Below are 12371 nucleotides of genomic sequence, written 5' to 3'. Positions count from 1 at the left end.
AGGGGTTTTTTTCTTACTTGAAAGGAGACAACACTTAATGTCTGAAGATTTAAATACTAGAGTGGCTAACGCTGCCCAAGGTATTAGTCCCCAAACGCTGCCTGATGAACGCAGAAGATTTTTAGGTTCTTTACGTGAACGAGTTCTAGTTAGAATGACTAATGCTGAAACTCAGGATATTAGCTTAACGGAACTTTTTTTGTCTCACTTTAAAGATTATATTGGCTATGAAATTTTATTAAATGCTAATGTGAAAGATGAATTTTTAAGTAAAATTGAAACCAATTGTAGTAAATATAATATTACTTTTACACTTATTAATAATGAAACTGCTCAAACAAATCCTGATGATACTGCTGTTTTAGTTGTTGCCAAAACAGCAATTAATAAAATGAGAATTGAAATTAAACAAGTTTATGCTCCTGAAATGGAAAAAGTAGCATTACCTCAGAATAAGACAAAGCAAAAAAAAATTGGCTTTTGGCGACATCTTTTTAATGGGGATAAATAATGAAACCGTTAGCTTATAGAATGCGACCTCAGAACTTAGATGAAGTTGTAGGTCAGTCGCACTTAATTGGACCTGGGAAAATTATTAGGCGTATGGTTGAAGCAAAATTATTGTCCTCAATGATTCTTTATGGTCCCCCTGGCATTGGTAAAACAAGTATTGCTAGTGCAATTGCTGGTTCAACTAAATATGCCTTTCGCATGCTTAACGCTGCTACCGATGGTAAAAAGCAATTGCAACAGGTAGCTACAGAAGGCAGAATGAGTGGTACTGTGATTTTACTGCTAGACGAAATTCACCGCTTAGATAAAACTAAGCAGGACTATCTACTGCCAATGCTTGAATCAGGAGAAATCATTTTAATTGGAGCTACTACTGAAAATCCATATATATCAATTTCACCTGCAATTCGTTCTCGCTGTCAAATTTTCGAATTGCGACCACTGGAATTTGATGAGATAAGTGCAGCAATTGATCGCGCTTTAGCAAACAAAGAAAATGGATTAGGCAAATATCAAGTCCAGTTAACTCCTGCAGCCAAAAAATTATTAATTGAAAATGGTAATGGTGATTTACGTTCAACTTTAAATGGCTTGGAATTAGCTACTCGTTCAACCAAACAGGAATTACTTACGGCAAAGAAAAATATTACTAAAGGTTTTACAATTGACCAACAAGAAATGGCTAATTCAATCCAAATGCGTAATCAAAATTTTGATGCTGATGGCGACGGACATTATGATCTCATTTCAGCCTTCCAAAAGTCAATTCGCGGCTCTGATACTGATGCTGCACTGCATTATTTAGCTCGGTTAGTTGAAGCCGGTGATTTGATTTCAATCTGTCGTCGTCTCAGCGTAATTGCATATGAAGATATTGGTCTTGCTAATCCTGCAGCTGTTCAGCATGCGGTAATTGCGATTCAAACAGCTCAAAGTATAGGCTTGCCTGAAGCAAGAATACCATTAGCTAATGCGGTGATTGAACTATCTTTGTCACCTAAAAGTAATAGTGCAATTAGTGCAATTGATGCAGCTTTAGCCGATATACGTACACAGGATTATGGCAGTATTCCGAATAATTTAAAAGATACACACTACCAAGGTGCTAAAAATCTAGGACATGGAAAAAATTATATTTATCCTCATTCTTTTCCTGGCGATTGGGTGCCTCAACAATATCTTCCTGATAAGTTATTAGGTAAACAATATTTCATGCCTAAAGGCAATTCTAAAATTGAGAAAGGCTTGCAAAAGCAATATAAAATTCTTCACGATATGCAAAAAAATGGCTTACAGAATAGTTAAACAAGTATTAGACTTGCGTTTTAAATAAATTTAAGTAGCTAAAATACATAAAAAGGCAGAGAAATTAAATTCTCTGCCCTTTTTATTTGCCTAAGTCATAAATCTTAGGCGTATTTTACTTAATTAAGAAACTACTTTACTTTAAAGTTAGCTTTTTTAACATTTTTATTATTGTCTGTAATATAGTACATCTTACTCTTAATTTTAACAGGACTACCGTATGTCTTAACAAGATGATTTTTCTTTAAAACCTTTTTGCCGACCCGATTACCATATTGACTATAAAGATAAGCATTATGACCTAAACTTAACTTTTTCCCGTCAATATTTCCTGCAGCTAAGTACATACCATTGTCTAAAGTATAGTATGAGTTCCCATTAATCTGCTTCTGACCAGTTGTATTAACTACAGAGCCTGCATTTAAGATTAACTTATTGCTACGTTTTCCAGTCCCATCATAAATATACGCATTATGTTTAAGCGTCTTTTCAACTGATGGCTTAGTATTATTGTCAGCAACTGGTGTATTAGAAGTTACTGCAACACGTTCAATTTTAGTAGCAAGCTGAGGTCGCAGAACATTGGCAGCTTTAACATACTGATTAGTAGCGATTATAAAGTACTTTTTACCCCTAATCTTTACAGGAACGCCATATGTTTTCACTTTCGTACCTTTCTTCAAAGTTGGTTCTGCTTTAATCCTCTTACCATATTTATTATAAATATAAGAATTATGACCTAACTTCTGTACAAGGTATTGTGCATTACCAGCTGCAATATAATATTTTCTATTACTTGCACCTTGATCTATAGCAACATAATATTGTCTCCCAGCAATATTTTCAAGGCCATAAGTTGTCACAATCGAACCAGCTTTAAGTACGACCTTATTGCTACGTTGCCCATTTTTGTCATAAACATATGCATTATGAATTAAAGTAATATCTTTACCTTTTTCCTGATCAATGTCTGTGCCATTGCCTGTACCGGTTCCGTTTCCTGTGCCATTACCAGTTCCATTGCCGTTGCCAGTTCCGTCTCCGTTACCTGTGCCACCGGTGCCGGTGGCGTTGCCGTTACCTGCATTTGGTACTAAGTTATTAACAATATTTTTAATTGCCTCATCACGAGCTTTATTTACTTCAGTAGCACTTGGTGCTTGATCAATTGTTCCAGGAGTAGTAACTGTCCCATTAGCTTTACCTACTTCTTGATCAATTTTATCCTTGATAGCTTTCTTTTCTTCACTAGTATAATCTGTTTTATCAGTATGCTTAAGCTCATCAACTTTTTTCTTAGCATTCTCTGCAGCATCTGCCACTGCACCTTTGGCTATTTCTTTTTCAGCAGCTAATTTATCCTTGTTTATAGCATCTGCCGATGATCCAGTTGCATTTTTATGATCTTCAAAAGCCTTATCAGTTTTTGAAGTATCCGCATCTGGTCCAAAGTTTGTGTGCAATTTGTCTACAGCATCCTTGTGACTTTGTGCTATCTCAGCTGCAGCATCCGTCTTAGTTTTATCTGCATCAGCTTTACCAGCATTGTCCTTAACCGCATCAATATCAGCGATTGCCTTGTCCTTAGTTGTAGTTACGGCTGCACTATCAGTCATTGTTGGGTCGTCGATCTTACTAATCGCATCTTTGCCAATTGTATCAACTGCATCTTTATCTGCTTGGTTAGTTAATCCAGGCTTAACTTTATCAGCTTCTGCCTGAATTTCAGCCTTGGCCTTGGCTTTAGCATCAGCTAAATCAGCCTTGTCCTTAGCGGCTTTACTATCAGTCACAATTTGATCAATTGCTTTGTTGGCATCATACTTAATTCCGTTAGCCTTATCTGCCGTATCAGTTGTTGGACTATCTATCTTATCCTTGGCATCTTTGGCATGATTATTAATATCATCAATAACCTTGTTTTCATCTTCAGGCTTGAGCCCTTCTTTTTTGGCTTCATCAATTGCACTATTGGCGTGGTCATCAAGCTCTTTCTTAGCTGCATTTTTAGCCGCTTGTAATTGGGCATCAGTTAAAGCCTGATCAATATTAGTTATCCCTTCATTCTTTCTAGCATTAATATCGGGTACTGTAGCACTACCATTTACATTAGCAACAGCATCATCATGAGCTTTTTGGGCTTGTTCTTTAAACTTAGCCTTTTCTGCTGGAGTTAAGCCAGTTAAACCATCAATTTGTTTAGCAATTCCTGGACTACCTGCTGTACCATTACCATTTAATTCATTGTCTAATTCTTTGATAGCATCAGCTTTAGCTTTACTAATTGCATCTTCATCAACTTTACCAGCATTGTCCTTAACCGCATCAATATCAGCGATTGCCTTGTCCTTAGTTGTAGTTACGGCTGCACTATCAGTCATTGTTGGGTCGTCGATCTTACTAATCGCATCTTTGGCAATTGTATCAACTGCATCTTTATCTGCTTGGTTAGTTAATCCAGGCTTAACTTTATCAGCTTCTGCCTGAATTTCAGCCTTGGCCTTTGCTTTAGCATCAGCTTTACCAGCATTGTCCTTAACCGCATCAATATCAGCGATTGCCTTGTCCTTAGTTGTAGTTACGGCCGCACTATCAGTCATTGTTGGGTCGTCGATCTTACTAATCGCATCTTTGCCAATTGTATCAACTGCATCTTTATCTGCTTGGTTAGTTAATCCAGGCTTAACTTTATCAGCTTCTGCCTGAATTTCAGCCTTAGCCTTGGCTTTAGCATCAGCTAAATCAGCCTTGTCCTTAGCGGCTTTACTATCAGTCACAATTTGATCAATTGCTTTGTTGGCATCATCCTTAATTCCGTTAGCCTTATCTGCCGTATCAGTTGTTGGACTATCTATCTTATCCTTGGCATCTTTGGCATGATTATTAATATCATCAATAACCTTGTTTTCATCTTCAGGCTTGAGCCCTTCTTTTTTGGCTTCATCAATTGCACTATTGGCGTGGTCATCAAGCTCTTTCTTAGCTGCATTTTTAGCCGCTTGTAATTGGGCATCAGTTAAAGCCTGATCAATATTAGTTATCCCTTCATTCTTTCTAGCATTAATATCAGGTACTGTAGCACTACCATTTACATTAGCAACAGCATCATCATGAGCTTTTTGGGCTTGTTCTTTAAACTTAGCCTTTTCTGCTGGAGTTAAGCCAGTTAAACCATCAATTTGTTTAGCAATTCCTGGATTACCCGCTGTACCATTACCATTTAATTCATTGTCTAATTCTTTGATAGCATCAGCTTTAGCTTTTCTAATTGCATCTGCATCGGCCTTACCAGCATTGTCCTTAACCGCATCAATATCAGCGATTGCCTTGTCCTTAGTTGTAGTTACGGCTGCACTATCAGTCATTGTTGGGTCGTCGATCTTACTAATCGCATTATTAGCAATTGTATCAACTGCATCTTTATCTGCTTGATTAGTTAATCCAGGCTTAACTTTATCAGCTTCTGCCTGAATTTCAGCCTTGGCCTTGGCTTTAGCATCAGCTAAATTAGCATCTTTTTCAGCTTGATTGATTGCATTAGTGGTATCCTTGACAATTTGATCTATTTTACCCTTAGGATTTGGATCTGAATCAGCATTATCAATATCTGCATTGGCCTTACCAACAGCATTATCAATATCACTAATTGCCTTATCATGAGCTGCTTGAGCTTCATTTTGTTGCTCTTTAGGCAAACTATTGTAATCAGCATTGATTCTGTCCTTAGCAGCTTGAGCTTTTTCGGCAATATCAGCTTTAGCTTTAGCCTTAGCTTGATCTAAAACTGCTTTAAGTGCGTTATTTTTGGCAGCGTTGATATCGCTCTCGCCCTTTGCTTCAACTTGATTTGCTAGATCCTTAGTTCCTTGTTTTGCAACATCACTCTTAGCTTGATCGCGAATATTCTCAATCGCTTTTTGGGCGTTTGCTTTATCTTCAGGTGATAAAGTAGAACTATTAATTTGATCAATAGCATCTTTAGCTACACTATCTAACTTAGCTTGATCAGCAGCAATTGTTTGATTAAGATCCATTGCATCTTTTAAAACATTGTCCATGTTATCGAGGCCAGTTTGCTTTTCTTGGTCAATCGTACTAATAGTATTGGCAGCATCAACCTTACCAATTGCATCAGTATAAAAACCGTTTACTTTATCAGTTAATGCTTTTTTACCAGCAGCATCAATTGTATTTAAGCCATTAATTTGTGTATTAACTCTATCTTTTTCAGCTAATAATGCTGCTTTAGCAGCATTTTTAGCTGCTTGCAAGTCTGCATCAGTTTGAATTTGATTCAAATTATCACGACCTGCTGCAGCAGCAGCTTTTACACCTGCCTCGTCAGTTGCACCATTAACGGCACTTTTAGCTGCAGTTAATGTATCATCTATTTTCTTACCAAAATCTGCTTTTTCTGTTTCAGATAAATTAGGATCGGCATTGATATTATCGCGTACTTTTTTGGCTAGCGCATCTAATCCATTATCAGGATCATTAATTGCTTTATCCTTAGCATCTTGAAGATTCTTGGCAATAGAATTGCCAATACTATCAACAATCCCCTTCATACCATTAATAGCATTAGTCTTATCTGTATTAATTGCATCAATTGTCTGGTCGCCAGCAATTTGGGAAACAGCAGGATCATAAATATCATTAATTTTTTGCTTCAGATCTTTTACTTGATCTGGTGTCATTTGATCTGCTTTTGCATCAATTGCCGCCAAATCTTTATCTTTTTCAGCTTTTAATTCTTGTAAAGCCTTAGCCCTAGATGCAGTTAAATCAGCATCATTTAAATCTTTATTAATATTAGCTTCACCTGCTTGCTCTGCAAGATCAACTCCTAGTTTGTCAGCGGCATTAATCTTATCAGTTGCATCAGCCACATCAGCGTTAATTTGATCTTTAAAGTGTTCTTTATTTGTTGGACTGAGCTGATCAGCTGGAATATTGTCAATTGCTTTTTTAGCAGCTTCAGCTTTAGCATTAAGCTTATTAATTGCATCAGCTTTTTGTTTATTCAAAGCTAAATCATCCGCAGCTTTACCAACACTATTGATATTATTAATAGTGTCAGCATGTTCAGCTGGAATATTATTAGGATTGATTTCATTCTTAATCTTATCAATACCTGTTTGAGCTGCATTATCGATTTTATCATTTAAAGCTTTAGTATCTTCAGGCTTAAGATCAGGATACTTAGTTGCGATTGAATTCTTTGCAGCCTCTTGAGCTTTCTTAATATCATCTATTGCTTGTTGCTTACTTTGTTCAACCGATAAGTCACCAAGTAAAGCATCTAGAGCATTTTTACCCTTGTCATAGGCATCCTTAACTCCAGGTAAATCTGCTGCTTTGTCAATTTGTTGATTATATCCTAGCGGATCTGTCAGATTATTAACAATCTGTTTTGCTTTTGCTTTCGCATTGGCAATTCCGGCAGCAGTTAAACCAGATTTATCAATTTTATCTTCGATATCTTTTTCATAAGCATCTAATTTAGCTTTATTAGCACTCTTAGCTGCCTCAAGAATACCTGTTTTACCGTCGGCGATATCTTGCTTGATAGCTGCAGGATCTTTATCAACATCAATTTTACCACTAGCAGCAGTTAATGCATTATCAATCCCTGAAGTATCTGTTCCTGTACCAATATCTTGTTTAGCTTGATCGGCATTTGCTTTAACTTGTGATTTAGCTGCTTCTCTGAATTGACTTAACACATCATTTTTACTAGTATTTAATGCTTTGCCAACTCCATCAATAGATTCGGCATTGTCAATCAAAGTATTGGCATTTTTAACCGCATTATCAATTGCTGGGTTTGTTGTAACACCTAAAGCGGCCTTATCAACATCAGAGTCTGCTTTTATTTGAGCTTTAGCAGCCTCTTTATATTTATTTAAAATATCATTTTTACCATTAATAACATCTTGTTTAATTTCATCAATTGTATTATGGCTATCAATATTTGTATCAGCTGCTTTTACTGCGTCATCGATGCCTTTATCTAGTGCATTAAGATTATCTTTGTTTTCGGCTTTATCAGCTTCCGCTTTCACCTGAGCTTTAGCGGCTTCTTTAGCAGCTGCAAGCAAGTTATCTTTAGCTGTATTTTCAATACTATCAGCAGTGGCTCGATTATCAATTGCCGGTGTACCATCAGCAATTGCATCAATCTTATCTTGTTCTTTCTTGACAGCATCAGCAATAGTCTTATCATTAGGAATTCCTAATCCATCTTGATATAACTTACCAGTACCTGCAATTTCAGCTTTAGCAGCTTCTTTATTGAATTTGTTTTGTGCAATAGTTTTAGCCTGATTAATACCATCATCAGTGTTCTTACCATAAATTGACTTACTTGGATCGTAACCATCTGTTCCAGGTTTAGCCGTTGCAGCTTTAGCAGCTTCATTAATCGCATCAAGATATGGCTTTCTATCAACTGGATTTAAGCCTGAATTATTAACACGATCTTTAGCGGCTTGAGCGGCTTTCCCTATATCATCTGCAACTTTTTGTTGCTGTTTAGTGGCATGAGTATTGTTAATATCATCAGTACCCTTAGAACCGTCTGGGTCTTTACCGTTAATAATATCATCGACTGCCTTATTGGAGTTATCTTTAATATCATCAGTGTCTTCTGGATGCTTAGCAATTTGATCTTTAGCAGCTTGCTCGACCTTTTTAATAGCATCAATTTTTGCATTGATACCATTGATGATATCTTCCGCTTCTTTTCTATGCTGCTCAACTTGAGCTTCGCTTGCATCAGTATCGATGTCACCACCAGCTTTAGCAATGTCAGTTGGTCGACTGAGTTGATCCTTCAATTTTTCAATTGCTGCTTTTTCATCAGCATTTAAAATTGGGTCAGCTGCAATACTATCAATACCTTGTTTAGCTTGATCAATTTTGCCATTGATTTCAGTTTTAATGCCCGTTTTATAATCCGTTACTGCTTGATTAATTGCATTTAACCCAGTTGTTTTTTCAGTATTAACTTTGCTTTGTACAAGATCTGCAGTATCGTCTGGTCCAGTCGTTGGAATACTATTAATATTATTAATAGCTGCATCTTTAGCAGCATCGATAACTGGTTTTTGACCAGGATAAGCAGCATCTGCGGCATTAGCCTTATCAGTTATTTCATTAATAGCTGAATTTTTGATTGATTGCTTAAGTGCAGCAGCAATTTTATCAAGAGCTGCTTGCTTACGTTTAGTAATTTCTGCTTCAGAATCACCAGTATAAACAGAGGAAGCAGTGTGATCTGGACTAACCGGTTTAACTGCATCAGCACCAGTTGATGTCATTACATCATCAAATGCCTTACTTTGATCTGAAGTTAAATTGGTCGGCTTCTTGGCTTTAGCAGCATCAATTGCATCATTGATTTCTTTAGCAGCTTTATCTTGAGCATCAGCTAAAGATGTAATTCCTAAATCTTTAACTACTGGACGAATTCCTGCTTGGACATCAGCCGGATTGTAACTAACAAAATTAGCTGTAGGAATTAATGAAATTGCATCCCCCTTTGCTAATTGAGCTACATCAACTGAAGGAATAGTAAATTCGAAAGTTCCATCATCATTTACTTTAGCGATAAACTGTGAGGGTAAATCCGATGCAGTAGTAGAACCATACGGGTTGGCAATTTTCGTGTCTTGTAAATACTGCCCAGATTTAGAACCCTTATATTGAGCAATTATATAAGCCCCTGTGCCACTAGGAAGGTACTTATCAAGTAGACTACCACTGTTAGGCCCATCGGTAGTGGGATTATAATTGGTAACTTTACCACTAATCTTACGTGAACCATCCGCATTAGTAGTGACAACAACACTATTAGGATCAATATCTAAAAAGCCACTTTGATTTGCTTGAATTAATTGTAGGTTATTATAGCCAACAGCTGTTGGATCAGTAAATATTTTTTCAAAAATTGTTTTGTATAGACTATCATAAGTAACATTTCCAGTAGTCGCAGCTTTTTGTATAGCAGCTGCTACCCCCTTTAATTCTGGCAATTGTAAAATTCTACTAATATTAGGATCTGAAATCATACTTTGATAAGTGTCAAAGTTGAATGTTTTCATACCATTAAGTAATTGAACAAGATCTACAATAACCCCCTGGGTACCTTTTCGAACTTGTAAAGTATGTAGTGGTGGCAGAGTGATAACTCCACCATTTATTGAACCAAGATCTAGTTTTTGACGCGCATTGGTAACAGTAAATGCATTATTTCCTACAATACTTGTTCCTAAGCTTTTATTTAAATGAGCATCTAAGACTAATGAAGTTGGGTTATTAATATTCATACTACCTGGAACATTGAGTAAGACTATGTTACCTGTTCCAGCATTACCTACTAACTTAATACTTAAAGAACCATTGTTAATATCCGCTTTACCAGCAATATTAACTAATGTCCCAGCATACTTACCCATATTCTGACCAGTAATATTTAACTGACCATTAGAGGCAATATTCAAGTTCCCATTAATCGAAATCAAGTTATTAGCTGCAAGCGGATAGGTTGTAATATTGCCATTAGTAGTCACATTGACCAACGCACCACTATCAATATTAAGAGTTGATGACTTACCTCCAATATAAATTGCTCCAGCTTGAGCCCAATCTGTACTACCATTTATACCATCAAAATCAAGCTTACCAACATTGATTTTTAAGTTGCCTTTGACATCAATGCTATTGTCATTTCCAGGTGCAACCGCAATAATACCGTACCTAGCATTGGTACCTTTGGAAGGTATTAAGTTGATACCACCTGCCGGAGAATTACCAGCTGGCCAAAGAGTAACATTAGCACTAGGTTCAACAATCACCTTGTTACCCGTACCATCTAACACGATAACACTGTCATTTCTAGTAATCCCAGTAAAAGAGCCATTAAAGTCGACAACATTTGCCGAGCCAGAAATACTTAATAATGGACGATTATCTACTAACCCATCGACTGCAATTGTCCTAGCAGTATTAGTACCTTTGAAATTAATGTGAGTGTTACTACCAGCATAAATCATCTGAGAACCACTAAAATCCACGTTCTCAAAATTAATGATTGCACTAGAAGCTTGGTCAGACCGAATTACACCATAGGTATCAGCACTATGCAAAATAAGATTTTGAAAAGTTAAATTTAAGATCCCACTTGTAACAGTTGGATGATTACCTTTGAAATCTATTACATATCTATCTAAACCATTACCGTTAGACTTAATTAAAAGATTTCTACCCACAAAATTAATTGGTATTGTATTTTCGCCTGTACCACCAACAGGAGCGTCTAAAATGTCGTTCATAACATCAATTTCGCTAATAGTAGTATCTGCTATTGCTTTAGTAAGTTCGTCCCAATTATGAACCTGAGCAACATTACTAGTAACATCTTGGGTGCTAATTGCAACACTCTTTTTACTATCATTGGATTGAGTAATTGTATTGGATGAATCTAGTGGCTTATCAGTTTTGGTTACAGTATTTTCATCGGGAGCAACATTCCCTGCAGGTTGATTTGATTTTTGGGCTGAAGAATCAGCAGAAGAAATTGACTGACCTGAATCACTAGGATCTGGTTGAGTATCACTTGCTTTAGCAGTAGCAGGTGCTTTTAAAAACGACTGTAAGGCAGAGTAAGTTGATAAATCAGTTTTAGCAGCTTTATCATTACTATTTGTTGTAGATTCAGGACTTTTTGGGTCTTTTGTAGAATCAGTTTTGGGAATACTTACTGAAGTATTCATAGAATCATCTTTACTTGCACTTGCTTGAGCATTTGCAGACTCAGCTGCAGGTTGTGCCTTTTGTGTATCTGTAGAGTCTGCATTAGGTGCAGCACTAGCAGCTGGTACTGGATTAATGGTATCCGCTTTGGTAGTTTGACTAGTTAAACCAAAGAAAGTAAAGCCTAATAAAACAGAAGCAGCACCAATACTCAATTTTCGAATTGAGAAGTGATCTTGCTTTGCTTGCATCTCCATCTTCCTAAGTCTTTCGGTAAAATTATTTTTTCCTAACATAAAACTATCCTTTCACAAATTAGTTGGCTCCGATCGGTAACCGTTTAAACATTGTAGTTCTTATAAATTTTATTATCAATTTTAATAATTTATTTTGATTATTTTTTATAATAATTTAATTAAAAATAATATTTTTTATAAATAGCTAATATTATTTATGCAATATTATATTGATATAGCAATGTTTTAAATAATAATATAAAAAATAAAAATAATAATTTTTTATTAATTAATATTTTTAAATATAAATATTTTTAATATATAATACCAATACATATAAATATTTTATATGTATATGTGAATATTTTTTAAAAAGATGAACAATAATTAGTGAAAAAATACTATTTTACGTGTAGATAAAAAGTAATAATAAAATATTTTGGTTATTAAAACTATATATATTATTAATAATATAGTATATTGCTAATATTTTATTGACAAGCTTCTTTTAAATTGAATTGGTAACAATTATTTTTTATTTCAAATAGCAAATCAATACTA

3 protein-coding genes are annotated in these 12371 nt (G+C 35.7%); 2 read left to right on the top strand and 1 reads right to left on the bottom strand.

Annotation, left to right across the window (positions count from 1 at the left end; translation table 11 throughout):
* Window positions 1–37: 37 nt before the first annotated feature.
* Together F5ESL0230_RS03230 and F5ESL0230_RS03225 are read left to right on the top strand one after the other, a co-directional pair.
* On the top strand, window positions 38–511 hold the full coding sequence (locus tag F5ESL0230_RS03230) for a YueI family protein (RefSeq protein WP_122021561.1): 474 nt from the start codon (window positions 38–40) through the stop codon (window positions 509–511).
* Entirely contained in the window at window positions 511–1818 is a 1308-nt protein-coding gene (locus F5ESL0230_RS03225) for a replication-associated recombination protein A (RefSeq protein WP_122021560.1), read from the top strand. Before F5ESL0230_RS03230 ends, F5ESL0230_RS03225 begins: the two co-directional genes overlap by 1 nt.
* A 131-nt stretch (window positions 1819–1949) precedes the next feature.
* Here the strand turns inward: F5ESL0230_RS03225 and F5ESL0230_RS03220 are convergent, their stop codons facing one another.
* On the bottom strand, window positions 1950–11825 hold the full coding sequence (locus tag F5ESL0230_RS03220; RefSeq protein ID WP_158593052.1) for an SLAP domain-containing protein: 9876 nt from the start codon (window positions 11823–11825) through the stop codon (window positions 1950–1952).
* Window positions 11826–12371 lie beyond the last annotated feature (546 nt).

The organism is Lactobacillus sp. ESL0230 (assembly GCF_003692805.1).
GTDB classification, from domain to species: domain Bacteria; phylum Bacillota; class Bacilli; order Lactobacillales; family Lactobacillaceae; genus Lactobacillus; species Lactobacillus bombicola.
This window is presented reverse-complemented; position numbering and strand designations above follow the sequence as displayed.

Bases quoted from the DNA above. Each gene is read 5' to 3' on its own strand.
- F5ESL0230_RS03230 (WP_122021561.1), top strand. From the start codon at position 38: ATGTCTGAAGATTTAAATACTAGAGTGGCTAACGCTGCCCAAGGTATT.
- F5ESL0230_RS03220 (WP_158593052.1), bottom strand. From the start codon at position 11,825: ATGCAAGCAAAGCAAGATCACTTCTCAATTCGAAAATTGAGTATTGGT.
- F5ESL0230_RS03225 (WP_122021560.1), top strand. From the start codon at position 511: ATGAAACCGTTAGCTTATAGAATGCGACCTCAGAACTTAGATGAAGTT.